Source organism: Streptomyces sp. NBC_01296 (assembly GCF_035984415.1).
GTDB lineage: Bacteria > Actinomycetota > Actinomycetes > Streptomycetales > Streptomycetaceae > Streptomyces.
In genome coordinates, this window is record NZ_CP130720.1 from 8,591,845 (window position 1) to 8,617,591 (window position 25,747).

Genomic DNA, 25,747 nt, shown 5'->3' on the forward strand with positions numbered 1-25,747 from the left:
CGCGCCGCGGTCGCAGCTCGCTTCCCGGCGCGCCCTGCGGTGGACCGACTTCCAGGGAATACCGCCATGGAACACGCATACGAATCCGTCGACCAGGCCGCCGAGCCCAGGCGGACCGCCGCCGGTCCGCGGACGGTCCGCCCCCTGCGCCTGGACGATGAAGGGCCGGGGGAGAGGTGGCGGTTCGGCTTCCCCGGACGGGCCTGCGCGGAGGTCCACACGCGCGGCGCCCGCCTCCATTCCCTGATCCTGCCGGACCGCTGGGGCCACACCGCCGACGTGGTGCTCGCCGCCCGCGACCCCGCAGCCTGCGAGGACTCCGCACGTTACTTCGGCGCTACGGTGGGCCGTTACGCCAACCGGATCGCGCGCGGCCGGCTCGTCGTCGACGGCGTCACCCACCGGATCGCCACCCAGGAGACCGGGCACGCGCTGCACGGCGGTCCCGACGGGTTCGACCAGCGCGTGTGGCGGTGCGAACCCTTCCACTCCATGCACCGCACCGGTGTCCGTCTGTTCCTGCACAGCCCCGACGGCGACCAGGGATTCCCCGGCGCCCTCAACGTCCGCGTCACCTACACGCTGGACCGGGACGACAACCTGACCATGTCGTACCAGGCGGTCGCCGACGCGCCGACGATCGTCAACCTCACCAACCACGCCTACTGGAACCTCGAAGGGGAGGGGCGCGGCAACGTGCTGGCCCACCATCTCCAGGTCGAGGCCCCCCTCTACACCCCCGTCGACAGAGAGCTGATCCCCGAGGGTCCCCACCGCTCGGTCAGCGGTACCCCGTTCGACCTTCGCCGGCCCCGGCGGCTCTCCGACGCACTGACCCACACGGATGCGCAACTGGCCCTGGCCGGTGGCGGCTTCGACCACAACTGGGTCCTCGACGGCGCCCGGCGAGGCCGTCCCCACAAGGCCGCCGTGCTGTACGCCCCCGCATCCGGCCGCCGGATGGACGTGCTCACCACGGAACCGGGCATCCAGGTCTACACCGCCCAAGGCCTGACCGGCGACATCACGGGCAAGGGAGGCAGGCCCTACCAGGCCTACGCGGGGGTCGCGCTGGAAACCCAGCACTTCCCGGACTCGCCGAACCGCCCCGACTACCCGACGGTCCTGCTGCGCCCGGGCGAGCTGTACCGGTCCACCACGATCCACAGTTTCACCACGGTCGACGCCTGAGAGGGGCGGCGTCGGCCGGTGCCGCCGTCCGGTGCCGCGAGGGCGCCGGGCGGTGGTTCGTGGCCGCGGCGCCCTTCCCCGTACGAGGTGACCCCGGGACCCGGGCTCCCGTAGAAGGGGCCGACGGACGGCACACAGGGGTCGGTCGGGGGCAGTCGGGGGTCATTTGCCGGGGGGAGTGATCCTGCGGGCCGTGCTGGCGCGCACGATGAGCTCGGGCGCCACCACCAGGTGCGTCGACTCGTCGGTCCGGCCTTCGATGTGGTCCAGGAGCAGCCCGATGCTGTCGCGGCCGATCGAGGCGAAGTCCTGACGGATCGTCGTGAGCGGGGGCGGGAAGAACTCGGCCTCGGGGATGTCGTCGAAGCCGGCGACCGCCACGTCCTCCGGCGTGCGCAGGCCCGCCTCGCGCAGGGCCCGTAGGACGCCGAGGGCCATCTGGTCGTTGGCGACGAACACGGCGGTGAGGCCCGCACCCTGCCCGCGTGACGCCAGGAACCGGCCCGCGAGCTGCTGGCCGGCCTGGTATCCCGACAGCGGACTCCAGTCGCCGCGCAGCAGGGGCGGCACCTCGGCGCCGGCGTCTCGGAGCGCGTCCTCCCATCCCTGGGTGCGGGCCTCGCTCTCGAGCCAGTCGGGAGGGCCCGCGACATGCCACACGGTGGCGTGGCCCGACGCGAGGAGATGTTCCGTGATCATGCGAGCGCCGAGGCTCTGGTCCAGCGACACCCCCGGCAGGTCGAGGGTGTGGCCGCCTTCCACGGTGACCACCGGGCACGGTGCTTCCAATGCCGCCAGGGCCCTTACCGCGGCGCGTTGGGGGGTGACGGCGACGATCCCCTCCACGCCCCACGCGGCGAGGTGCTGCATGGCTTCGGCGAGGGCCGTCTGCGTGGCGGTCCGAAGCGTGACGGCGGACGTCAGATAGCCGCGGTCCCGAGCCGCCTCCTGGACTCCCGCCACGGTGCTGGCGGGCCCGTGCAGAGTGGTGTTCACCGCGATGACGCCCAGCGTGTGGGTCCGGCGAGTGGCCAGGGCCCGGGCCGCCGAGTTGCGGCGGTACCCCAGCTGCTCGATGACCTGCGTCACGGCGGCCCGGGTCTTGGCGCTGACGTTCGGATGGTCGCTGAGCACCCGCGAAACGGTCTGATGGGACACGCCGGCGACACGTGCGACGTCCGTCATGGTGGGCGCTCGCGAGACGTCTGGGAGCTGGGTCAACTCTCTTCCTTTCCTCATCGAGCGGCCTTCCCTCAAGGTACCGAACCGGCCGCGGCGCGCACATATCCCGGACCGGCCGGGAGTTCGTCGATCAGGATCGATGTGGGCGTTCACATTATGCAGCGTGGGTTGCATGGTGTGGGCATGAATCTTCTCCTACCTCTTGAGATTACTGCTTGTTAGCGTTAACAATTCGATCGGGGTAGCCGGGTGGGTGGGATAGCTGCGACAGCGCAGCCGCGACGCCGGGCGCGGCCCCGATCAGTCCAGCCCGCTCATGCGCGACCGCGGGGCCGGCGGGACGCCGGTCCGGAGAAACCGCCGCGCATGTCAGACAGACGGTGAGAGCGTAGTGAGCGAGACCATTCTCAAGGACCTTCGTCGCGAGGTCCTCGCGGCCAACCTGCGCATCCCGGAGGCCGGTCTGGCCACCCTCACCTGGGGAAACGTCAGTGGAGTGGATCGAGACGCCGGCGTCTTCGTCATCAAGCCGTCCGGGGTCTCCTACGCCGACCTCACCGAGGACGACCTGGTGGTGGTGGCGCTGGAGGACGGGCGGGTCGTCGACGGACACCTCCGGCCGTCCACCGACACCGAAACCCATCGGTGCCTCTACCGGGCCTTCCCCTCCATCGGCGGCGTCACCCACACGCACTCGACGCACGCCGTCGCCTTCGCCCAGGCGCGCCGCCCGATCCCCGTGCTCGGCACGACACACGCCGACACCTTCAACGGGCCCGTCCCCGTGACGGCGGACCTCACCGCCGAGCAGTGCGCGCAGGACTACGAGTACAACACCGGACAGGTGATCGTCGCCCATCTCGACGGCGACCCCCGCCGGGCCGACGAGGTCCCCGGCGCGCTCGTCTCACGGCACGGCCCCTTCACCTGGGGAGCCACCGCGAAGGCCGCGCTGGAGAACGCCATCGTCTGCGAGGCCGTGGCGGAGATGGCGCTGCACACGCTGGCCCTGGGCTCCCGCCTCGGAGACACCTCCGAACCGCCGAGGCATCTTCTGGAACGCCACTTCACCCGCAAGCACGGACCGGACGCCTACTACGGCAACGCCCCGCACGCCCCGAGCGTCTGAGGCCGCCTACCACCTCGCGGTGCGGCGACCTGCAGCAGGCGGACGCCGATCCGCGGCTCCGCCGACGGGTGAGGGGTGTCGGGCGGTCGGGAAGTTCGTCGCCCGCACCGCGTGACCTCGTCCCGGTGGGTGGACGCCTCGCGGTCGCCGAGGCCTCGGTGGCGGCCGAGTGCGGCCACCTGCACATCGGTCGCCGGGCCGCCCTCGTCTCCCGTCGCGGGTGCGCGGGCCGGATCGCCTGGGTCGGCCCGGTGCCGGGGCGCGACCTTGCCCGGTCACTGGCCGACTGGCCGACGTTGACCGGCTGGCGCCGACGCCCGGCGGCGGGAGGCGCGACCTGTCCGTGTCCGTCGCCGCCGCGACCGGCACCTTCCCGGACGGACGCCGACTCCACGTGGTGCACGACTGGCCAGCCGTCCGTCGACGCCCAGGCATGCGCGTGGCCGACCGATGCGCTGGACGGACGGCCTAGTGCTGTGACCGGAAGGGTTCACCGGGGCGCGGCGCCCGGCTCGGGACCTCGCCGCGTTGTCGGACTGCGCAAGTACGTCCAGTACGAGACGTGGTCCTCCGCCTTGCGATGCACCGCACCGGAAGCCGCGACCCGGCAAGCCTTTCCGGCCACAGCATTGGGGAGTGTCTGGTGGATCAGGGTCGGCTGGTGCCGCGCCTTGCCTCGCCTTGCCGGGTTGTCGTCGGTCGCCGACGCTCCGCGTCGTCTCCCTCCTCCGTCCGCCTTGCAATCCACGACACCAGCCGGCCCGGCCCATCCGACCCTGATCGACCAGGCACCCCCTGATCCCGGCCGGCGGTGCGCGTGGCTTGGGGGTTGGGGGTTGGGCGGACGCGTCTGCTCCGCGGGGCCGACGTCGCCCCTGGTCGTCGGTTTCGGGCCACCCGTTCACGTGCGCCGGAGCTGTGGTGGCAGTCGGCCCGGTGTCGGGTGCGGTTCGCTCGACTACCGGTTCGTACCGGTGGCTTGACGGGTCCGTCAGAGGCCTGGCTTGATTGGGAGCGCTCCCACTCTGCCCCTCATCCACCGAGGAAGGCTTCACCGTGCCTCCTGTCACCTCCGCCCGCGGCGTGCCATGTCGCGCGGTCGCCGTGCTCGCCGGCTTCGCGCTGGCGGTCGGCGGCCTGTCCGCGACCGCCCTGACCGTTCCGGTCGCGGCTGCCGCCACCGTGGCCGCCGTTGCCGACTCGCCCGTCCGGGTCAACCAGCTCGGCTACCTGCCCGACGGCCCCAAGCGGGCCACCGTGGCCAGCTCCGCGACCGCCCCGCTCGCCTGGCAGTTGCGCGACGCCTCCGGCGCCGTGGCCGCTTCGGGCGCCACCGCGGTGCGCGGCGCCGACCAGGCGTCCGGCCAGTCCACGCACCTGGTTGACTTCGGCGCGTACACCGGCACCGGCACCGGCTTCACCCTGGTTGTCGACGGCCGGACCAGCCACCCCTTCGACATCTCCGCCTCGCTCTACGACGGACTGCGCGCCGACAGCATGTCGTTCTTCTACCAGCAGCGCAGCGGCATCGCGATCGACGCCGCCCTGGTGGGCGGCAGCGCGTACGCCCGCCCCGCCGGGCACCTGGGCGTCGCCCCGAACAAGGGCGACATCGCCGTCCCCTGCCAAGCCGGGGTGTGCGACTACCAACTGGACGTGCGCGGCGGCTGGTACGACGCGGGCGACCAGGGCAAGTACGTGGTCAACGGTGGCATCTCGGTCTGGGAGATGGTCAACTCCTTCGAGCGGGCCCGCCGTTCGGGCGGCGATGCGGCCCTCGGCGATGCGACGCTGCGGGTGCCGGAGCGCGGAAACGGGACGCCGGACGTGCTGGACGAGGCCCGTTGGGAGTTGGAGTTCCTGCTGCGGATGCAGGTCCCGGCCGGGAAGCCGATGGCCGGGATGGCCTTCCACAAGATGCACGATGCCAAGTGGACTGCCTTGCCGACCCGGCCGGAACTAGACACCGAACAGCGGGAGTTGCACAAGCCGTCGACTGCCGCGACGCTGAACCTGGCGGCCTCGGCCGCGCAGTGTGCCCGGGTGTACGCGCCGTACGACGCCGCGTTCTCCGCGCGTTGCCTGGACGCGGCCCGCCGGGCCTGGACGGCCGCCAAGGCCAATCCGAACGTGCTCGCCCTGGTGAGCGACAGCACTGGCGGCGGTGCGTACGAGGACGCCGACGTCTCCGACGAGTTCTACTGGGCGGCGGCGGAACTCCTGACCACCACCGGCGAGTCCCAGTACCGGGACGCCGTCACCTCCTCCCCGCACCACGCCAAGCCCGTCGACGCGTTCTGGTGGGGCGGCACCGCGACGCTCGGCCGCATCACCCTCGCCACCGTGCCCGGCGTGGGCCTGCCCGCCGACGACGTGACGCGGCTGCGCGGCCTGCTGACCACGGCCGCCGACGGCCACCTTTCCACGATGTCGGGACAGGGCTACGCGGTGCCGCTCGCCGCCACCGGGTACGTGTGGGGCTCCAACAGTGCCGTCACCAACAACGCGATGGTGCTGGCCGTCGCGTATGAGATCACCGGCCAACAGCGTTACCGCGCAGGAGCGTTGGAGTCATTGGACTACCTGCTCGGCCGTAACGCGCTCGACCTCTCCTACGTCACCGGCTACGGCGACCGCACTTCCGAGAACCAGCACCACCGGTTCTGGGCGCATCAGAACGACGCCTCGCTGCCGCACCCGCCGGCCGGTTCCTTCGCGGGAGGGCCGAACGCCGGTCTGGAGGACCCGGTGGCCAAGGAGAAGCTGGCGGGCTGCGCACCGGCGGCGTGCTACGTGGACGACATCGGCTCGTACTCCACCAACGAGGTGGCCATCAACTGGAACGCCTCGCTGGCCTGGCTGGCGGCCTTCGCGGCCGAGCGGCGCGGCGCCCCGGCGGCGCCCGTGGTCCAGGTGGCGCCTGCGGCCGTGACGGTCCCGGAGGGCGGCTCGGCGACGGTGGGCGTGCGGCTCTCGGCCGCGCCCGCGCAGAACGTGACGGTGACGGTGGCCCGGAGCTCCGGCGACGAGGACCTGTCGGCAGCCGCGACCCTGGTGTTCAGTCCGGCCAACTGGGCGACGGCGCAGCAGGTTTCGGTCCTCGCCGCGCAGGACTCCGACGCATCTTCGGGCAGCGCGACATTCACGGTCGGGGGCCCTGGCGTGCAGTCGGCGACGTTCACGGCGACGGAGGCGGACGACGACGCGTCGGCGGCCGCCTGCACGGTGGCGTACCGGATCGACAACTCCTGGGGCAACGGTTTCACGGCGACGGTGACCGTGAAGAACACCGGCACCTCGAGGATCTCCGGCTGGACCCTCGGCTGGAGCTTCGCGGGTGATCAGCGGATCAGCAACGGCTGGAACGCCACGGTTACCCAGTCGGGCAGTACGGTCACCGCCTGGGACGCCGGGTGGAACGGCACGCTGGAGCCCGGCGGCAGCGTGGGCTTCGGCTTCCAGGCGACGTATTCGGGCACCAATGCGATCCCGGCGCGCTACACGCTCAATGGTGCGCTCTGCTCCTGAACGCTCACCACGCCCTGCTGCCGGCCCGCCGCACCGGAAACCCTGGTGCGGCGGGCTGCTCCCGGTGTCCTGGGGGCGCACATAGGGCGTCTAGGTCCAGCCGGGGCAGCGGCAGCCGGCCGTGCTGACCGGGCGCGAGCTGCGGTGCGGGCAGCACGCCCCGGGCCAGCTCGAGGTGGCGCCGAGCTGCCGCGGCCGGGCGCGTAGTCCTCGAAACAGCGTGCGGACATGCGGAATCCTCCGGCGGTCGTAGGTGGTGCGCGCGACCGTACTATCGAAGGTGTCTTGCGGGAAGCGCTGCCACGGTGGACACGACGGAGTGGAGCCAGGATGATCCTGGCTCCACTCCACGGTGCGGGCGTGTCACTGGAACTGTGTCGCTAGAACTGTGCGAAGAACCTCCAGATCTCTCCCTTGGTCCAGGTGGTGACGCCGCTCTCGTTGGAGGAGCCGTCGACCGGACCGGGCAAGTGGCCTCCGTCGAACGCGGCCCATTGGACCGGGTACCCGGCACGGCAGCCCGAGTAGGTGGTGGTGATGTGCGTACGGCTGCCCGGCGCGGGCTCGCGCGGGTTCTGTGCGGTGCAGCCGTTGTTGCTGACGAACTTGTCGCGCAGGGACCTTCCTTGCGCGATGTTGAGGACGGAGTCGCTGACGCCGTGGATTCCGAAGTAGGCGATGGGCTGGGTGCCGCCGCTGCACCCGCTGATCTCGGCGCCGGACATGACCGCGACGGCTCTGAAGACGTTCGCCCGGCTACATGCGAGTGCGTAGCTCATTCCGCCGCCCCAGCTGAAACCGGTGGCGAAACGCTGCGCCGGGTTGACGCAGAGGCCGCCCTCGATCCGCCGGATCATGTCGTCGACGAAGGTGACGTCCTCACCGCCCGGATTGGCCCAGCCGTTGTCGAGGCCCTGGGGGGCGACGAGGATCGCGCTGTTGTTGGATTGCTCCTGTTGGCCGTAGTAGGACCAGGCGCTCCCGCTCGTTCCGCCCGAGGCGACGTCGCCGGCGGTTCCGCCCCGCCAGTGGAACGCGAAGATCAGCCGGTAGGGATGGCTGTTGGAGTAGTTGTCGGGAACCCTGAGGATGAAGCTGCGGCTCTTGCCGCCGCTCTGGATCGTGTGCGTACCGCTCGCCAGCGTCGGGGCGCTGCCGCATCCGCCGCCGGACGACAGCTTGACCAGCTGCCATTGCTGGTTGGCGCCGCCCCAGTCGCCGTACTGGACGACGTTGCCGCCGTCGGCGGTGGAAGCGCCCTGCACCTCGACGGCCTTGCCGCTGTTGCGGTTGATCAGCCGGACGTGGCCCGCGTCGGAGTCGGCCAGTCGGAACTGCTGGTTGGCCGCGTTGCCGTCGGTCCGCTGCGTGATCGCGGTGCCGTCGGCGGTCGAGGCGCCGGCCACGTCGAGGACCTTGCCCGAATGCCGGGCCTTGAGCCGGTAGAAGCCGCCGCCGGAGTCCACGAACTGCCACTGCTGGTTGGCTCCGTCGTTGCGCGTCCACTGACTGACCCGCGCGCCGTCGGCGGCGGACGCGCCGTAGACGTCCAACGCCTTGCCGCTGTTGCGATTGATCAGGACGTACCAGGCATTGCCGTCCACCGTCGCCGCCTCGGCGGGCGCCGGCTTCACCGCGACGAGCATGCCGATCGCGAGCGTCGCCGCCACCACGGCAGCCAACCGGGACCACCAGGGATGCCTTCGTGGAGGGGCGGGGGAGGCCGCACCGTAGGTCTTCATCGGTTCCATCGGTTCACCCTTTCGCCATGACGGTTCGTCAGGTGCGGGTCCAGCGCTGGTTGCTGCCGCCCGAGCAGGAGTAGAGCTGGATCAGGGTGCCGTTGGCGGTGCCGGTGCCGGCGGCGTCCAGGCAGAGGCCGGACTGCACCCCGACGATGGATCCGTCGGAGTTGAGGCGCCACTTCTGGTTGTCGCCGCCCCAGCAGCTGTAGATCTGGACCTTGGTGCCGTTACCGGTGCCGGCGGCGTCCAGGCACTTGTCGCCGTAGACCCTGAGCTCGCCCGCGGCGGTGTAGGACCACTGCTGGTTGGTGCGGTTGTTGCAGTCCCACAGGTTGAGTTGGGTGCCGTCGGTGGTGCTGGCACCGGGCACGTCCAGGCAGCGGCCCGAACCGACGCCCTTGACCTGTCCGGAACCGGGCGTGGGGGTCGGAGTGGGGTTGGAGGAACCGGCGTTGAGTGCGCCCAGCACGGAGGTGTAGGCGGGCTTCTTGTTGCCGTTGCCGTCGAACAGCAGCGGCGACTGCTCCGACCGCCAGGAGTCGGTGTCGCGCACACCCCAGACGGTGATGCCCATGCAGCGCGGGACGGCCAGGCAGTCGTTGGTCACGTTGGCGTAGGTCGTGGCCGACGCGCCCTGGATGTCGAGTTCGGTGACGGCCACGTCGACGCCGAGGGCGGCGAAACTCTGCAGGGTGGTGCGGAAGTTGCTGTTGTACGGGCTGTCGTTGTTGAAGTGGGACTGGAAGCCGACGCAGTCGATCGGCACTCCGCGCTGCTTGAAGTCCCGGACCATGGCGTACATGGCCTGTGTCTTCGCCCAGGTCCAGTTCTCGACGTTGTAGTCGTTGTAGCAGAGTTTGGCGGACGGGTCGGCGGCGCGCGCGGTGCGGAAGGCGACCTCGATCCAGTCGTTGCCGGAGCGCTGCAGGTTGGAGTCGCGCCGGGCCCCCGAACTTCCGTCGGCGAAGGCCTCGTTCACGACGTCCCACTGGACGAGCTTGCCCTTGTAGTGGGCCATCACGCCGTTGATGTGGTTGGTCATCGCCTGGCGCAACGTGCTGCCGCTGAGGTTCTGCATCCAGCCGGGCTGCTGCGAGTGCCAGGCCAGGGTGTGGCCGCGTACCTGCTTGCCGTTCTGCACCGCCCAGTTGTAGACGCGGTCACCTGCGGCGAAGTTGAACTGGCCCTGCTGGGGTTCGGTGGCGTCGATCTTCATCTCGTTCTCGGGGGTCACCATGTTGAACTCGCGGCCCGCGATCGTGGTGTACGCCGAGTCGCCCAGCCTGCCCGAGGCGACGGCGGTGCCGAAGTAGCGGCCGCTCTGCGCTGCGGCGCCACCGAGCGTGTTCTCGGCGGCGTGTGAGGCCAGCGGAGCCATCAGGATGGCGGCCGAAGCGAGGGCGCCGGCGACCAACGCCGTACGAAGAATGCCGATCTTCCGGCGGACGGTGGATGGGGGAATGGCATTTGAGCCCATGAAAGAGCCTCCAGGACAGAAATCACGGAAGGGATTGGAGCGCGGCAGGGACAATCCGCGCGAACGACCCCGCGTCCATTGGCAAAGGACGCTCACGGCCGGGGCGTAAAGATCCAAGGCCGGAACCCGGCACCCGGACACAGGCGGGGGGTATCGCCTCGGGCTTCAGTCTGGAAACACGACAGAAACATGTCAAGACTTTCGAAAGGCTTTCGATAATCCGGTCCCTCTGAATAGCCCAATAGCCGCTTTTCATAGAGCGATCCTCATCGAAAATATTTCGATGAGGATCGCTCGACTGGGCTGCTGCCGAAGCTCAGGCGAAATCAGAACGGCGGCCCCTGAGGCGAGATCCCGCCATGCGGGATTCCGCCATGAACGGGTAATTCCTTCAGTTCGCGTCTCCGGTCAGCGCAGGGCCGTGTTGAACTCCAGTGCGGGGGCGGCGTTGCGAACGAGGGACTTGGCCTGCTCCGGCCACCACACACCGGCCGCGGGATCGACGACGCCGTACTCCGGGTCGATGGTGCCGCCCGGGATGCTGCGGTTGCACTCGCCGTCGGACTGGCCGACGGTCTTGATCCACAGGTAGGCGTCCACGAGCGGGACACGGGTGTTCGCGGTCGGCCGGGCCCCGATGCCGCGACCGGGAGCGTTGCACCAGGTCTGCGGATCGCCGCTGTACTTGCCCGCGGGCGGGGTCCAGGCGCCCCGGCCGTCGCGGCCGGTGTCCACGACGAGATGGGTGAGCTCCTGCGCGGGCAGGGCGGCGACGTTCTGCTGGAACCACAGGTCGGTCCAGTGCCACGTGGACGGGTCGTCCACGTTCACGGCGTTCCCCGGCTGCCCGTCGTTCGGCGCCGCAGGGGAGTAGTACTGGCTCGCGCACCAATCGGGGTGCCCCTTGGCCCAGTCCGGGCCCTTGGTGGCGAACCACAGGCACTGGGAGACCCAGGTGCCGTAGTGGGTGGACAGATCGGTGGCCAGATAGTTGGAGACGTTCAGGGAGAAGCCCTGGGTACGGGTGACACCTGCCTGGAGGAGGCGTTGTGCGACGTCGCCGACGCTGCGCCAGTGGCTGTTGCCGGCGTCCAGGTAGACCACGCTGTTCGGCTGCCGCTCCAGGGCGTCGATCGCGTGGTTGAGGTCGGCGTAGCGTCCGGTGGTGATCGCGCCGGTGGGGTCGCTGTCGGGCCCGCAGTCGGAGGGGAGGTTGGCCAGCCCGTCCGGTTCGAGGATGACGACGGCCTTGCTGCGGCCGATCCCCCGGGCGAAGGCGCTGATCCAGGCCTGGTACTCGGAGTCCGACCGCGCACCGCCGGAGGAGTACTGGGAGCAGTCGCGCAGCGGGATGTCGTAGGCCACCAGGACGGGAACGGTCCGGGTCCGCTCGGCCCGGCGCACCAGGTCGCGTACGCGGGATTCGATCTGCTCCGGGGTGCCGTCGGTGAACCAGGCGGCCTCCGGCCAACTGGCCAGCTTCGCCATGGACTTGGCCCCCTCGAAGTCCCGGTGGATGAGGTCGGTGACGGCTTGGTGGGCCGCGTCGCTGTCGGGATCGACGTAGAAGCGGGTGTTGGCGGGAAGCGTGTGGGAGGCCGGCGCGGAGCCCGCCTCGGCGGCGGAGGCCGGGGTGACGGCGCCGAGGAGCAGCGTGAGCGCGCTCGCTGCCAGGACTGATCGGTGCAGGGGGATGCGCACGGGGTTCCTTCGGTAGGGGTGCTCGGGCGCCGGGCCCTGGCGTCGGACCGCGGGGCTCGCCCTGGCGCCGGGGCCCGGTCTTCGGGGAGGGAAGGGGGGTGGGGGCGGGTCAGTAGCCATAGATCATCTTGTAGGCGACCTCCGGCAGGAACTGTCCGGCCGAGGAGTCGGCTCCGACACCGCAGTTGCCGTCGGACTCGCCGGGGACCTTGACCCACAGCAGCATCTCGGCGCCGCCGCCGCGCTGGGTGGGAGTGCCGATCCGGCGGCCGGCGGGGTTGCACCACTGGCCATTGGAGCCGTTGCCGTTGCGGCTGGTGTCGACGACGAACGGCTTGGTGTAGCCGTAGGAGGCCAGGGCGGAGTTGACCGCGTTGCCGTAGGAGGTGTTCTGGTCGGTGGTGAAGTAGTTGGAGACGTTCAGCACGAAGCCCCGCGCCCCGCTGACCCCGGCGGTGGCGAGCTGCTGCGCCATGGTCGAGGCGCCGACCCAGCCGGGGTTCCCGGCGTCGAGGTAGACCCAGGTGTTGGGTGCCTTGGCGTTGAACTGGGCGATCGCGTTCTTCAACATGGCCTTGCGCTCGGCGATCTGAGTGGCCGTCATGCAGCTCTCGTGGCCGAGCGCGTCGGGTTCGAGGACCACGACGGCCGGGCGGCTGCCGATGCCACTGGCGAAGGCGGCGATCCAGGCGTCGTACGCGGCGCGGCTCCCGGCGCCGCCGCCGGACTGACCGGCGCAGATGTCCCGGTTGGGGATGTTGTACGCGACCAGGACCGGCAACTTGTCGTAGGAGTCCGCGCGGCCGACGTAGGCGCCGGTGGCGGCGCCGATGTCGCCGCTCCAGTTGCCGAACCAGCGGGCCGCCGGGGTGTTGGCGATGGACGTCCGGATCGCCGCCGCCCGCCCGTCTCCGGGGTTCGCGTTGGTCCACCGCAGGGCGGAGTTGTCGGGGTCGGTGTAGAAGCCGCTGGTCATGGTGGTCGGGTCGGCGGCGTAGGCCGGGCCGGCGTTGAGCAGGGAGAGACCGGCGGTGAGGGCACCGGCCAGCAGGGCGGATGCGGCTCGGACGGACTTGCGCATGGTTCTTCCTCCGGTGGGGGTGGGGAAGTGGAAGCGCTTCCAGTTTTGGTGTGGGGTCGGATCGCGCTGATGGGATGATTGGGGCCGTTACCGGGGTGTGTCAAGTGGTTGAACACGGAATTACCGGCGTGGCCGGTATGGCGTCATTGGTTGGAAGCGCTACCAGATCGAGACCGAGGACGACGTCCGAGTGCAGGTCCGAAGCCGGGCGGTGCATGGAATCATGGCCGCTGTTCGCCGTCCGCCGTCCGCCGTCCGCGTGAGCCCGAGGAGCAGTTCTTCCATGGAGCCGTCACCCAAGCGCATGCCGACCCTCGACGAGGTGGCCGCACGCGCCGGTGTGTCGCGCACCGCGGCCTCCCGGGTGATCAACAACGCCCCGCACGTCAGCCGCGCCAAGCGTGAGGCGGTCCAACGGGCGGTGCGCGAGCTGGACTTCGTGCCCAATCCGTCCGCGCAGGCGCTCGCGACCCGCAAGGTCGGAGCGGTGGTGCTGGCGCTCTCCAGCGACGAACCGGGGCTGTTCGCGGACCCGTTCTTCGCGGAGGTCATCGTCGGCGTCAGCGCGGCGCTGGAGCAGACCGAGCTGGAACTGATCCTGCTGCTGGCCAACACCCCGCGCGGCCGGGAGAGGTTCGAGCGGCTGTTGCGCTCCCGCCGGGCCGACGGCGTCATGCTGATGGCGCTGCGGGGCGACGATCCGCTGGGCCGCTTGGGCGAGGAGGTCGATCTGCCCGTCGTCTTCGGCGGGCTCCCGCTCATCGGGGAGCCCACGTGGTACGTGGACGCCGACAACCGGGGCGGTGCCCGCCTGGCCGCCGAGCACTTCGCGCGTACGGGCCGCCGACGGCCCGTCATGATCACCGGGCAGGTGGACGCCAGGGCCGCGGTCGCGCGGGAGCAGGGGTTCACCGACGGTCTGACCTTGTCCGGCCTGCCCCTGCTCGGGGTCGAGCCCGGGCAGTTCACCGAGGAGGGCGGCGCCGAGGCGATGGAGCGGCTGCTCCGGGCGCACCCCGATCCCGACGCGGTGTTCGCGGCCTCCGACGCGATGGCCATCGGCGCGCTGCGCACCTTGCGGGAACGGGGGCTCCGGGTGCCCGAGGACGTCGCGGTGATCGGCTTCAACGACCTGGCGAGCGCCCGTCACACCAGCCCGCCGCTGACCACGGTCCATCAGCCGGTACGGGCGCTGGGGCAGGAGATGGCCAGGATGCTGGTCAGTGCCATCGAAGGACACCGCCCCAGCCCGTTGATCCTCCCGACCCGCCTGACTGTGCGCGAGTCCGCCCCCGATCTGCCCGCGTCCGCCTGACCGGTGGGCGCTTCCGGCAGAATCGGCCCGATCTGACCCGAGCGCCTCCCATCCGAGTTCCCTTCGCCGCGAGCGGCCTGTGGCGGTCGGGGGACTCGGCGCGAGGTCAGCGGGGTCAACGGGGTCAGATGAATCGCCACAGGTGGTCGTTGGTGCCGTTGTCGTCCCAGAGGACGGCCTGTGCTCCCTGGCCGGTGGAGGCGCCCAAGACGCCGAGGACGCGGCGGCTGTTGGCGCACTGGATCTTGAAGGTGTCGCCACCGCCGTGGCGCAGGCGCCACCGGTGGTCGGCGGTGCCGTTGTCCGCCCACTGGACGATCCGGGCGCCGTTGGCGGTGCCGCCGTTCTCCACGGCGAGGACCTTGCCGCTGTGGGAGTTGCGCAGGCGCAGGTGGCCGCCGGTGTCGACGACGGCCGTCCAGAGGTGGTCGGCGGTGCCGTTGTCGTCCCACTGGACGGCGAGGCCGCCGTCGGCGGTGGACATGTCCCGCACACCGAGTACCCGCCCGCTGGCGACGCTCTGGATGCGCCTGGCGCCGTCGGGGACGAACTGCCACTGGCTGGCGGAGGCTCCGGTGTCGGGCACCTGTACGGCCGCGGCGCCGTTGGCGGTGGCGCCGCCTTCGATGCCGAGCAGCTTGCCGGTGTGCACGTTTTGAAGCTTGTGGTAGCCGTTGCCGGCGTCGACGACGGTCCACCGGTGGTCGGGGGTGCCGGTGTCGGCCCATTGGAGGATCGGGGCGTTGTCGGCGGTGGACATGTCCTTCACGCCGAGGACCTTGCCGCTGTTGAGGTTGCGCAGCCGCAGTGCGGTGCCGTCGACGAGAAGGAGCCAATTGTGGTCGGCGGTGCCGGAGTCGGCCCACTGCAGGGCGAGGCCCCCGTCGGCGGTGGACATGTCACGGATGCCGAGGACGAGTCCGCTGGCCGCGTTGACGAGACGGAAGCCGGGAGTGTCCGTCCGCCAGTAGACGGTGTAGTTGAAACCCTGGGCGTCGTGGAAGGGGGCGAGGCTGACCTTCGTCCCGTCGGCGGTGGCCGTGAAGGCGAGGGAGGTGCTGCTGGTTCGGGTGATCGAGGAGGCGTCCAGGGCCGGGAGGGAAGACAGTTCGGTGCTGCCGTAGTTGCCGGCGAGGACGGCGGGGCCATAGGTGATCGCCGCGACACCGGGGCTGTCGTTGGCGGCCTGGAGGGCCACGCGCATGGGCAGCTTCACGGTGACCGTATCGCCGGAGGCCCAGGACCGGGTGAGCGTGGCGTAGGTGCCCGGACTGGCCGTGACGCTCTGGGCGACGCCGTTGACGCTGAGGGTGGCGCCCGAAGTCCATCCGGGGATGCGGACGCGCATCGACCAGGTCCCGCCGACGCCGCCGGTGACCTTGAGCGTCGTGGTGTCGTCGGCCGGATAGGAGGTGGTCTGGGTGACGGTGATGCCTCGCTGGGTCCAGTCCAGGACGGAGGGAAGGAACAGGTTCACCGTGAGGGTGGTGCCGCCGTCGTGGAAGTAGACGGAGTCCATCAGCTTCGTGTTGGACTCGATGCCCGTTCCCTGGCAGCACCAGAACGTGTCGTAGTCGGTGCTCCAGGTGCCGCCGCCCCACGCCGGGCCCTTGCCGCGGCGGCCGCCCGGGTTGAGGGGGGTGAAGTAGGTGACGTGCCCGTGTGGGTCGGCCGGGTTCTGGGCGCCGATGACGTGGTTGAGCAGGGCCTTCTCGTAGAAGTCGAAGTACGACGCCCGGCCGGGGTCCAGCTGCCACAGTTCTCGGGTCAGCTTGAGCATGTTGTACGAGTTGCAGAGCTCGCAGGTGTCGGCGACGAGGAAGCCGGAGATGGCGTTCGGGGCCCGGAAGTGTTCCGCCTGGCTGTTGCCGCCGATGGCGTAGGTGTGCGAGGTGGTGCAGATCGTCCACGCGTTGGCGGCGATGTCGCGGTAGCGTGTCGTCCCGGTGGCCTTGTACTCGCGGACGGCTCCGATCCACTTGGGCACCTGCGTATTGGCGTGCAGACCGCCCAGTTGGTCCAGGTTCGCGGCGAGGGGGTCGAAGACCGCCGCGTGGTCGAACCGCTGGGCGGCGGTCAACCAGCGTGCGTCGCCGGTCTGTTGGTGGAGGTCGGCCAGTACCTCGTTCATGCCGCCGAACTCGACGCCCATCAACGACTGCATCGTGCTCCGGCTGAGCGCGGCGGTGCGCCGGTCGACCCAGTCGGCGAGCGCGAGGAGCACGTCACGGGCCTGCGTGTTGCCGATGAGGCGCCACACGTCGAGCAGACCGGCCATGGTCTTGTGGACGCAGTAGTACGGGACGTTCCCGTTCTTCAGCGTGCCTGCTTCGAGGTTGGTGAAGTCGGCCTCGGGGAAGCCCGACAGGTAGCCGGCTGAGAAGCCCGCCGTGGAGTTGTTGGCCTGGCACTTGGCGAGCTCGGCCACCATGCGGTCGGCCTTGTCGCGGCAGGTGGTGTCCCCGACCGCGGCGTAGGCCTGGGCCCATGCCGTGAGGAAGTGGCCCTGCACATGGGTGCGGAAGGGGAACGCCGGGTCGTCCCATCCTCCGGTGGGGGCCGCGGCGTTGGTGGAGAGCCGGTGGTTGGAGCGGAAGTTGTACAGCAGGCGGTCGACGTCGATGAAGCGGAGATAGGCCAGGGTGCGGTTCTGATTGTCGAGCCAGCGGCTGCTGGTGAGCCGGACCTGACCCAGGTCGAACGGGAACGCCGACACTCCGATGTCGGACCTGACCGGGGGCGTCTGCGCCGCCGCGGAGACGGTGTTCAGTACGGGGCCGACAGCTGCGGCTACGACCGCGACACCGGTCGCCTTGATCATGGAGCGGCGGCTGAAGGGCGGAACCGGCATGGCGAACTCCATGGTCCGTGGGGGATGAGGGTGCCGCGCACAAGGGCTGTCGGGCGTCGACAGGCGGCAGCGAGGTCGGTGCGGCAGCCGCCTGCTGCGCACGAGTGTTAACGCTCACAATTGACGTGTCAATACTTTCGACGGGCGGCGGCGACAAGGCCGTCCCGCACTCCGCGCGCTGCTGGTCCGGGCAGTCGATCCGCTCCGGCGAGGTGCATCGCGGCCACGTACCCCGAGGTCAACGGGGTCGGCTGGGCGGGAGGTGGGGGTGCGAACGGGCAGGTGGCGGAGGCTGATTGCCACCTGCCCGCGGCATCGGCGGTGTCAGCGCCTGCCCGGCGGTTCCTGTGGGCTCGGGTAAGTGATGTCGAAACGTGTGAAGTGGGCTTGGTTGGTGGAGGGACGGCCGTTGGAGGTGGCGTAGAGGCCGAGCTGGACGCTGGTGAACAGCGGGGTGAGGAAAGTGGCTTCGACGGTGGTCAGGTCCTGCCAGGCTCCGCCGGGTGCCGCGTGGGCGAAGGTGTGGCTGAAACCGCGGATTCGGACCCCCAGGCGAATGGGGCCCGCAGGGACGCGAACGCCGGCCAAGACCTCGGCCCCGCGGCGGAGGCTGAGTCCTTCCGCGGTGCGGAGGAAGAGGAGATGGGTGTCGTCGTCCAAGACCACCGCGAAGCCGGCCTGTTCCTCCGGTGCGGTGGGGGTGAAGTGCAGCTCGGTGGAGACGTCGCAGTCGGGCTGCTCCTGGGGGCGGGCCAGGAGGGACGGGGTGGTGCGTTCGCCGAGGCGGTCGGGGCGGAGCTGGAGACGGAGCCCGTCGCCGGTGGTCCAGAACCGCTCCCGCGGCGTGCGCAGGATGCTCCAGTGCGCGCGGAGGGTGGCGAAGTCGTCGTGGACGGGGAGGCGGAGGTCCGTGTGGTCGACAGGGGAGAAGACCGGCCAGCCCGCGTCCCAGGTGATCCGGCTGAGGAAGGTCTCGCGGCCGAGGGCGGAGCCGGGGCGGACGCCCAGGAGGACGGCGCGCCAGTCGCCGTTCGGGGTCTGGACGAGGTCGGCGTGCCCGGTGCAGGTGACCGGACCTTTGGCGGGCGGTAGTACCGGATTGCCGGGGGCGCCCTTGTAGGGGCCGGTCACGCGGGCGGCGCGGGCGGCCACCACACGGTGCTCCACATCGGTGCCCCCCTCGGCGGTGACCAGGAGATAGGTGCCGCCGGTCTTGTAGAGGTGCGGGGCTTCCGACCATCGGGCGCCGGGGTGGCTCCCCGACCACAGGACGTGCTCGGGTCCCGTCAGCCGTCGTTCCCGGGGAAGGTACTCGCGCATCCAGATCTCGGTGCGGCCCGCGGCTTCGTCCACGACTCGTGCGGCCGTGAACCAGGCCCGGCCGTCGCCGTCGCCATCGCCGTCGCCGCCCTCGTCCCTCTCGCCCTCCCCGTCCCCGTCGCCCTCGCCGTCGTCCGGCCCGTCGTCGAAGAACAGCGACGGGTCGAAGCCCTCGCCCTCCAACCAGTGGGGCTCCGACCACGGCCCCGCCGGGTCGGTCGCGGTGACGACGAAATGGCCCGGGCCGTCCATCAGCGTGCAGACGAGGTGGAAGACCCCGTCATGGTGCCGGATCGTCGGTGCGAACAGACCCCGGGAGGGCTCGCACCCGTCGAGGTCGAGCTGGGACGCCCGGTCGAGCGCGGAGCCGATGCGCCGCCAGTTCACGAGGTCGCGGCTGTGGAACACGGGAAGGCCCGGGAACCATTCGAAGCTGGACGTCACCAGGTAGTAGTCCGCTCCCACCCGGCAGACGGACGGGTCGGGCCGGAACCCGGGCAGCACGGGATCACCGAAGTATCCGGTCATGGAACCGGGACGATCTCGACCGGCACGGACAGCACCCGGTCGTTCGCGGGGTGGCGTACGGGGCCCTCCAGAGTGAAGGAGCCGTGGAGCGGAAGATCGCCGCTGGACCGTCCGACGGCCACGCCGATCTCCCCGGGCTCCACCCTTCTGCGCAGGTCGAGCCCGGTGAAGGAGGTCCGGTCGGCATGGACCGAGAAGGTGATCCGCAAGGCGGCGCCCGGCCCCAGTTCGACCCTGGCGAATCCGGCGAGCCACCGCTGCGGCCGGACGACGGACGCCACGGGGTCGGAGAGGTACAGCTGGACCACTTCGGTCCCGGCCACCTCGCCGACGTTGCGTACGGTGACCGAAACGGCGACGGTCCCGTCCGTCGCGGCGACGGGATCCACGGAGAGCTCCGAGCAGGTGAAGCTGGTCCAGCTCAGCCCGTGGCCGAACGGGAACAGCGGGGTCGGGTCCACCGAGCTCCAGTCGGTGTGCCCGCCGAGCCTGGCGTGCAGGTAGGTGCCGGGCTGGCCGCCGACCTGGCGGGGGATGGAGACGGGCAGCCGCCCGGACGGTTCCGCGGCGCCGCTGATGATCCGGGCCAGTGCCGTCCCGCCCTCCTCGCCGGGGAAGAAGGCCTGTACCACGGCCGATGCGCGTTCGGCGAGCGTGCCGAGCGCGTAGGGCCGTCCGGAGACGAGGACCATGACGGTCGGCACCTGCGAGTCCAGCACGGCGGAGGCGAGTGCGGCCTGGTCGCCGGGCAGCTCGAGGGTCTCGGCGTCGCAGCCCTCTCCGGAGGTGCCCCGGCCGAACATGCCGGCCCGGTCCCCGAGCACGAGCAGGTTCACGTCCGGCTCCTCGTCGGTGACCGTGAACCCGGCAGCGGTGAGCGCCTCGCCGAGCGTCGGGATCTCCAGCCCGAGGTCGCCGGGGAGCGCGACGTGGTTGGGGAAGGAGTAGCAGCCGAGGAAGGACTGGGGGTCGTCGGCGTAGGGCCCGCTGATCGCGACCCGGCACGGCCGCAGCGGCAGGATGCCGTCGTTGGCGAGCAGCACGGTGGACCGTTCGGCCAGGAGCCTGGCCAGTGCCCGGTTCTCCGGCGGGTCGAGGTCGATCGGCTCGGGCTTGACGGGTTCCCAGTCGGGGTCGAGCAGGCCGAGCTCGGCCTTCTGGAGCAGGACCCGTTCCGCGGCCCGGTCGATGAGCTCCTCGGGCACGCTTCCCGCCCGTACGAGTTCGGTCAGCGGCTCGCCGTAGCACCGGGCGGTGGGCAGCTCGACGTCGATTCCGGCGGTCAGCGCCAGCGCGCCGGCCGCGCCCCGCGATCCGGTGACGCCGTGCCGGGTCTCCAGGAAGGAGACGGCGTAGTAGTCGGCGACGACCACACCGCCGAACCCCAGCTCGCCCCTGAGCAGTTCGGTCAGCAGCTGTTCGTCGCCGGCCACCGGAACGCCGTCCACGTCGGTGTAACTGTTCATCACCGACCGGGCGCCCCCTTCGCGCAGTGCCCGTACGAAGGGCTCGACCAGTACGTCGGCGAACTCGCGCGGTCCCGAGGCGACGGGGGCCATGTTCCGGCCGCCGCGCGAGGCCGAGTACCCGGCGAAGTGCTTGAGCGTCGCCACGATCCCGGCGCCCTCCAGGCCCTGTACGTAGGCGGTGCCGATGGCTCCGACGAGATAGGGGTCCTCGCCGATGCACTCCTCGGTCCTGCCCCACCGGTAGTCGCGGACCACGTCGAGCACGGGAGCCAGCCCCTGGTGGACGCCGACCCGCCGCATCCCGGCGCCGATGGCGGCGGCCATCCGGCGCACGAGTCCGGGATCGAAGGAGGCGCCCCAGGCCAGTGGCCCGGGGAAGACCGTCGCTCCGAACGTCATGAACCCGGTCAGGCACTCCTCGTGAGCGACCGCCGGAATCCCGAACCGGCCGGCTTCGGTCACCTGCCGCTGGAGCGAGGCGAGCCGCTCCATCCCGGCTTCCGCGGTGATCGGCGCGGTTCCGTACACCCGGGTGAGCTGGCCGAGGCCGTGGGCGACGATGTCGTCGAGGCCGGGCGCCGACTCGCCGGAATCGTCCTCCATCGGCGCGACGGGTGCGCCCGGATCCGAGGGCAGCGCCCAGAAGCCGGCGAGCTGACCCGCCTTCTCCTCCAGCGTCATCCGTTTCAACAGATCGGCGACTCGTATGGAAACGGGCATGAGGGGGTCACGCCAGGGCTCGGGCAAGGAGTTCTCCTAGGGGGTGTCTTGTCGGTCAGGCCGGATCCGCCCAGGAACGGGGCGGGGCGGTGGAGAGCCGGACCTTGAGCTCGGTCGAGAGCTCCATCCGGGGGCTGACCAGGGGCTGGCCGTCCAGGAGCTGGAAGAGTGTGCGGGCGGCGAGCCGACCCATCTCCTCCAGCGGCTGACGCACCGTCGTCAGCGGCGGGGACAGCCATTCGCACATCGGCAGGTCGTCGAAGCCGACCACGCTGAGGTCCTGCGGGATGCTCAGTCCGACCTGCCGGGCGGCTTCGTAGACGCCCATCGCCTGCTGGTCGCTGCCGGCGAAGACGGCGGTCGGCGGCTCGGGGAGGGCGAGCAGTTCCCGGGCGCGCTGGAACCCGCCCTCGTGCCCGAAGTCGCCGAACCGGATCAGGTCGCGGTCGACCTCGATCCCGGCCCGCTCCAGCGCGGCGCGGTACCCGTCGATGCGGGCCTGGCTGCAGAGCATCTCCTTGCGCCCGCCGATCGCGGCGATCCGGCGGTGCCCCAGCTCCAGCAGGTGTTCCGTGGCGGCGAGGCCGCCCGCCCAGTTGGTCGCGCCGATGCTCGGGACACCGTTGCCCGGCAGGTCGATCGGGTCGATGACGACGAGTGCCACCCCGGCCTGTTCGACCTGGGCGCGCTGGGCCTGGGTGACCGAGGCGGTGACGAGGATGACGCCGTCGCTGTGGTGCAGGACCGGCAGTGCGGCCCAACTCGAAGGCGTGGCCTCGCCCGGCGGGACGAGCGATACGACGGTGCCGACGCTGCGCTGGGCGCACTCGGCTTCGACGCCGCGCAGTATCTCCACTGCCCACGCGCTGTCCAGGCCGCCGATGATCAGGTCGACCAGGCCGGACCTGCGGGCCCTGGCCTGCGCGCCGGGGTGGAGGTAGTTGTGGGAGCGCAGCAGGCTCTCGATCCGTTCGCGTGTCGCGGGTGCGACGTCGGAGCGGCCGTTGACCACCTTGGACACGGTGGCCTGGGAGACCCCCGCCTCAGCGGCGATGACGGCCAGGGTCGGGCGCTGCTCGCTCAATTCTCTCCTCCGCGCTGACGCCTTATGTGAGCGACATGTATCGCAAACTTTCGAAGAGTTTCCGGTCGGCGCGACCTGGTTGTCAAGCCATAAGTCGGCTGCTGCGGAAGGAAATTTGGTAAGAAAGCTTGACCGGGTGGCTTCGCGTTCCTAGTTTGTGGCAGCACCAATTCGAGAATGTTACGAAACATTTTCGAAGCGAACCGGCATTCACCACCCCGGAGGTCCCATGGCCAGCACCACCCCGAGTCGACGAAGCTTCCTCGCGCTCTCGGGCCTGACCGCTCTGTCCGTCTCGCTCACCGCGGCCTGCGGCGGCGGTGGCTCCGGCTCGGGGTCGGCGGCCGACGGCAAGGTGACCTTCGCGTGGTGGAACATCGCCACGACGGAACCGGGCAAGTCCCTGTTCCCACAGATCTCCTCGGCGTTCACCGCCGCTCACCCGAACATCACCATCAAGACGACCTCGTTGGAGAACGAGGCGTTCAAGTCCAAGCTCACGGCCAACACTTCATCGGGCAAGCTCCCCGACGTCTTCCAGACCTGGGGCGGCGGCGTCCTGCGGCAGCAGATCGACGCGGGGCTGGTCGAGGACCTCACCGAGGCGCTCGGCTGGTCCTCCGAACTCACCCCGGTCTCGCTGCAGGCCTACCAGTTCGAGGGCCGGACCTACGGGGTGCCCTACGACGTCGGCATGGTCGGCTTCTGGTACAACAAGAAGCTCTTCGCCCAGGCCGGGATCACCGCTTCGCCGGCCACCTGGGCCGAGTTCCTCGAAGACGTCAAGAAGCTCAAGGCGGCGGGCGTCACTCCGATCGCCCTCGCGGGCAAGGAGAAGTGGCCGGGCCACTATTACTGGGCCTACCTCGCGATGCGCGTCGCGGGCCTCTCCGCGCTGCAGCAGGCCGCGACCACCAAGGACTTCACCGGCGCCGGCTTCGTCCAGGCGGGCACCCACCTCAAGGAACTGGTCGACCTCCAGCCTTTCCAGACGGGCTTCCTCGGCGCCGGGTACTCCACCCCCGGCGGCCAGGCCGCGACCATGGGCAACGGCAAGGCCGCCATGGAGCTGATGGGGCAGTGGGCGCCGTCGGTACAGAAGGACGCGGGCGCGGACCTCGGAGCGGACCTGGGCTTCTTCCCCTTCCCGACGGTCGACGGCGGCGTCGGCCAGGCCGCCGAGGTGTTCGGCGGTGGCAGCGGCTTCGCGTTGCGCAAGGGCGCCCCGAAGGAGGCGCTGGACTTCCTGAAGTTCTTCGTACTGGAGAACGAGTCCAAGCTGCTGGCCTCCAACGGCTACCTGCCGGTGGTCAAGGGCGCGGAGAGCCGGCTCACCGAGCCCAACAGAAAGGTGGTGGCCGACAGCCTGGTCAAGGCGACGGGCTTCCAGCTCTTCCTCGACCAGGCCTACCCGCCCGCGGTGGGTCAGGAGGTCAACGACAGCGTCGCCGACCTCATCGCGGGCAAGAAGACGCCCGAGCAGGTCACGAAGTCGATCACCGAGGCTGCGAAGGGTGCCTAGCTCCGTGTCCACCCTGACCGAGGAGCGGACGAAGGAAGCCGTGCCGGCGCACCCGCACGCCCGGCCGGCGCGCTCGCTCCTGCGCGGGTTGGGAAGCTGGGCGTCGGTCGCCTGGTTCCTCGTCCCGGCTCTGGTCCTCTTCCTCGTCTTCGTCCTTGCACCGATCGTCGTCGCCGTCTACACGGGCTTCTTCAAGTGGGGCGGGATCGGCCCCCTGGACGACTTCATCAGCCTCGAGAACTACGCCACGCTCTTCCGCGATCAGGTCTTCCTCGGCGATCTGAGGCGCGGGCTGTACCTGATCGCCCTTTCGATCACGGTGCAGTTGCCGTTCGCGCTGTTCACCGCGGTCCTGCTCAACCAACGGCTGCGCGGCCGGGCCGTCTACCGGATGCTGTTCTTCGCGCCGTACATCCTGTCCGAGGTGGTCACGGCGGTCCTCTTCACCATGATCTTCCTTCCCGGTGCCGGCATGGCCGACCATCTCGCAGGCGCCCTCGGCCTGGAGGGGCTGCAGGGGAAGTGGCTCGCGGATCCCTCGACGGTCATGCCGACCCTGTTCGTGGTCATGACCTGGAAGTACTTCGGCTTCCACATGATGCTTTTCCTCGCCGGCCTGCAGAGCATCCCGAACGAGGTCCTGGAGGCCGCCTCCATCGACGGCGCGGGCGCATGGCAGCGCTTCCGGCACGTGACGCTGCCGCTGCTCGGCCCGACGATCCGGATCAGCGCCTTCCTTTCGATCATCGGCGCCATCCAACTCTTCGACCTGGTGTGGGTCATGACGGCGGGCGGGCCCAACCACTCGTCCGAGACCATGGCGATCTCGATGTTCCAGTTCGGGTTCAAGCGCTACCAGGTCGGCTATGCCAGTGCGATCAGCGTGGTCCTGTTCGTGATCAGCCTGGTCTTCTCCCTCTTCTACCAGCGCTACGTGCTCCGCCGTGACCTGAGCGGGGCCGTCACCTCGGGAGGTGGCCGATGAACGCACGCAAGACGGCTCGAGGCCTGTCGCTGCACGCCGTGGTCTGGCTGATCGGCGCCTTCGTCGTCGTGCCGCTGGTCTACGCGGTGCTCTCCGGGTTCAAGAGCACCGGCGAGCTGACGACCAACCCGTTCGGGCTGCCCGAACACTGGAAGGCCGGCAACTACACCGGCATTCTCGGCGACGGAATGTTCTGGCGGCAGATCGCCAACAGTGCGGGCATCGCGATCGGCACGACCTGCTGCACGGTGGCTGCCTCCGCGATGGCGGCGTTCGTGCTGGCCCGCTACGCCTTCCGCGGCAGGGAGCTGTTCTACACGCTGTTCACGATCGGGCTCATGTTCCCGTTCGCCGTGGCCGTCCTGCCGTTGTTCCTGCTGCTGCGCAACTTCGACCTGCTCGACAACCCGCTCGGCGTGATCCTCCCGCAGGCGGCCTTCGGGCTCCCCATGACCATCATCATCCTGCGCAGCTTCTTCCGGACCATCCCGGCGGAGGTCGAAGAGGCGGCCATCATGGACGGCTGCGGCAAGTTCCGCTTCTTCTGGAAGATCCTGCTGCCGATGGCGCGTCCGGCGCTCGGCACGGTGTCGGTGCTGGCGATCGTAGCGAGCTGGAACAACTTCTTCCTGCCGCTGCTGGTGTTCAACGACCCGAAATGGCAGACCATCCCGGTCGGAGTCCAGCAGTTCCAGGGCCAGTACTCGACCGACTACGCACTCGTCCTCGCCTACATCGTGCTCGCCATGGTCCCCGCCCTCGCGTTCTACGCCGTCGCCGAGCGGCAGTTGATCGGCGGCCTCACGGCGGGCGCCACCAAGGGCTGACCCGTCCCGCGCGACCTCCACCCCCGAGGAGACATTGTGAAACGTTTGATCGCACTGGCAGTCCCATTTTTGTTAGCGCTAACATCGCAGGC

At 70.2% G+C, this 25,747-nt stretch carries 16 protein-coding genes; 7 read left to right on the forward strand and 9 right to left on the reverse strand.

The features are described 5' to 3' along the window. Positions 1–66 precede the first annotated feature (66 nt). Positions 67–1,191, forward strand: coding sequence for an aldose epimerase family protein (locus OG299_RS39190; RefSeq protein WP_327364244.1), 1,125 nt, complete (start codon positions 67–69; stop codon positions 1,189–1,191). A gap of 162 nt (positions 1,192–1,353) precedes the next feature. Here the strand turns inward: OG299_RS39190 and OG299_RS39195 are convergent, their stop codons facing one another. After that, positions 1,354–2,430: a LacI family DNA-binding transcriptional regulator gene (locus tag OG299_RS39195; protein ID WP_331746741.1), complete on the reverse strand. Its 1,077-nt coding sequence runs from the start codon at positions 2,428–2,430 to the stop codon at positions 1,354–1,356. A 334-nt stretch (positions 2,431–2,764) separates the two neighbouring features. Between OG299_RS39195 and araD the strand changes: the two genes are divergently transcribed. Continuing rightward, positions 2,765–3,502, forward strand: a complete 738-nt coding sequence (gene araD / locus OG299_RS39200; protein ID WP_327364245.1) for an L-ribulose-5-phosphate 4-epimerase AraD — start codon at positions 2,765–2,767, stop codon at positions 3,500–3,502. A gap of 1,056 nt (positions 3,503–4,558) precedes the next feature. Continuing rightward, on the forward strand, positions 4,559–7,030 hold the full coding sequence (locus OG299_RS39205; protein ID WP_327364246.1) for a glycoside hydrolase family 9 protein: 2,472 nt from the start codon (positions 4,559–4,561) through the stop codon (positions 7,028–7,030). A gap of 380 nt (positions 7,031–7,410) precedes the next feature. Here OG299_RS39205 and OG299_RS39210 read toward each other — a convergent pair whose 3' ends face one another. The 4 genes from OG299_RS39210 to OG299_RS39225 all read right to left on the reverse strand — a co-directional run bounded on the left by OG299_RS39210 (position 7,411) and on the right by OG299_RS39225 (position 13,034). Then, positions 7,411–8,703: an RICIN domain-containing protein gene (locus tag OG299_RS39210; protein ID WP_327364680.1), complete on the reverse strand. Its 1,293-nt coding sequence runs from the start codon at positions 8,701–8,703 to the stop codon at positions 7,411–7,413. Between the two features lie 106 nt (positions 8,704–8,809). After that, positions 8,810–10,252 (reverse strand): endo-1,4-beta-xylanase, encoded by a 1,443-nt coding sequence (locus OG299_RS39215; RefSeq protein WP_327364247.1) that lies wholly within the window; start codon positions 10,250–10,252, stop codon positions 8,810–8,812. Positions 10,253–10,660: 408 nt separating this feature from the next. After that, on the reverse strand, positions 10,661–11,953 hold the full coding sequence (locus tag OG299_RS39220) for a glycoside hydrolase family 6 protein (RefSeq protein ID WP_327364248.1): 1,293 nt from the start codon (positions 11,951–11,953) through the stop codon (positions 10,661–10,663). A 109-nt stretch (positions 11,954–12,062) separates the two neighbouring features. Next, a complete protein-coding gene (locus tag OG299_RS39225; RefSeq protein ID WP_327364249.1) occupies positions 12,063–13,034 on the reverse strand; it encodes a glycoside hydrolase family 6 protein in 972 nt (323 codons plus the stop codon). A gap of 283 nt (positions 13,035–13,317) precedes the next feature. Between OG299_RS39225 and OG299_RS39230 the strand changes: the two genes are divergently transcribed. Further along, positions 13,318–14,349, forward strand: a complete 1,032-nt coding sequence (locus tag OG299_RS39230) for a LacI family DNA-binding transcriptional regulator (protein WP_266659518.1) — start codon at positions 13,318–13,320, stop codon at positions 14,347–14,349. Between the two features lie 124 nt (positions 14,350–14,473). Here the strand turns inward: OG299_RS39230 and OG299_RS39235 are convergent, their stop codons facing one another. The 4 genes from OG299_RS39235 to OG299_RS39250 all read right to left on the reverse strand — a co-directional run bounded on the left by OG299_RS39235 (position 14,474) and on the right by OG299_RS39250 (position 22,321). Further along, positions 14,474–17,200 carry a beta-L-arabinofuranosidase domain-containing protein gene (locus OG299_RS39235; RefSeq protein WP_442817562.1) on the reverse strand — a complete coding sequence of 909 codons (2,727 nt, stop codon included), beginning with the start codon at positions 17,198–17,200 and terminating at the stop codon, positions 14,474–14,476. Positions 17,201–17,524: 324 nt separating this feature from the next. After that, the gene (locus OG299_RS39240) at positions 17,525–19,048 is read right to left on the reverse strand and encodes a glycoside hydrolase family 43 protein (RefSeq protein WP_327364251.1); all 1,524 of its coding nucleotides are present in this window, start codon (positions 19,046–19,048) and stop codon (positions 17,525–17,527) included. Then, the gene (locus OG299_RS39245; protein WP_405705742.1) at positions 19,045–21,264 is read right to left on the reverse strand and encodes a beta-glucosidase; all 2,220 of its coding nucleotides are present in this window, start codon (positions 21,262–21,264) and stop codon (positions 19,045–19,047) included. Before OG299_RS39245 ends, OG299_RS39240 begins: the two co-directional genes overlap by 4 nt. A 28-nt stretch (positions 21,265–21,292) precedes the next feature. Further along, complete coding sequence (locus OG299_RS39250; RefSeq protein ID WP_327364253.1) at positions 21,293–22,321, reverse strand: LacI family DNA-binding transcriptional regulator; 1,029 nt, start codon at positions 22,319–22,321, stop codon at positions 21,293–21,295. Positions 22,322–22,550: 229 nt separating this feature from the next. Here OG299_RS39250 and OG299_RS39255 point away from each other — a divergent pair, with 229 nt between their 5' ends. From OG299_RS39255 to OG299_RS39265, 3 genes are read left to right on the forward strand one after another with little or no spacing between them, the layout of a single operon-like run. Beyond that, positions 22,551–23,843, forward strand: coding sequence for an extracellular solute-binding protein (locus OG299_RS39255; protein WP_327364254.1), 1,293 nt, complete (start codon positions 22,551–22,553; stop codon positions 23,841–23,843). 4 nt (positions 23,844–23,847) lie between these two features. Continuing rightward, positions 23,848–24,828, forward strand: a complete 981-nt coding sequence (locus OG299_RS39260) for a carbohydrate ABC transporter permease (RefSeq protein ID WP_405705747.1) — start codon at positions 23,848–23,850, stop codon at positions 24,826–24,828. Beyond that, positions 24,825–25,655: a carbohydrate ABC transporter permease gene (locus OG299_RS39265; RefSeq protein ID WP_327364255.1), complete on the forward strand. Its 831-nt coding sequence runs from the start codon at positions 24,825–24,827 to the stop codon at positions 25,653–25,655. The genes OG299_RS39260 and OG299_RS39265 overlap by 4 nt, the downstream gene beginning before the upstream one ends. Positions 25,656–25,747 lie beyond the last annotated feature (92 nt).

Coding starts and splice junctions, on each gene's coding strand:
- OG299_RS39235 (WP_442817562.1), bottom strand. CDS start 17,200: ATGCCGGTTCCGCCCTTCAGCCGCCGCTCCATGATCAAGGCGACCGGT.
- OG299_RS39240 (WP_327364251.1), bottom strand. CDS start 19,048: ATGACCGGATACTTCGGTGATCCCGTGCTGCCCGGGTTCCGGCCCGAC.
- OG299_RS39195 (WP_331746741.1), bottom strand. CDS start 2,430: ATGAGGAAAGGAAGAGAGTTGACCCAGCTCCCAGACGTCTCGCGAGCG.
- OG299_RS39190 (WP_327364244.1), top strand. CDS start 67: ATGGAACACGCATACGAATCCGTCGACCAGGCCGCCGAGCCCAGGCGG.
- OG299_RS39215 (WP_327364247.1), bottom strand. CDS start 10,252: ATGGGCTCAAATGCCATTCCCCCATCCACCGTCCGCCGGAAGATCGGC.
- OG299_RS39225 (WP_327364249.1), bottom strand. CDS start 13,034: ATGCGCAAGTCCGTCCGAGCCGCATCCGCCCTGCTGGCCGGTGCCCTC.
- OG299_RS39265 (WP_327364255.1), top strand. CDS start 24,825: ATGAACGCACGCAAGACGGCTCGAGGCCTGTCGCTGCACGCCGTGGTC.
- OG299_RS39255 (WP_327364254.1), top strand. CDS start 22,551: ATGGCCAGCACCACCCCGAGTCGACGAAGCTTCCTCGCGCTCTCGGGC.
- OG299_RS39230 (WP_266659518.1), top strand. CDS start 13,318: ATGGAGCCGTCACCCAAGCGCATGCCGACCCTCGACGAGGTGGCCGCA.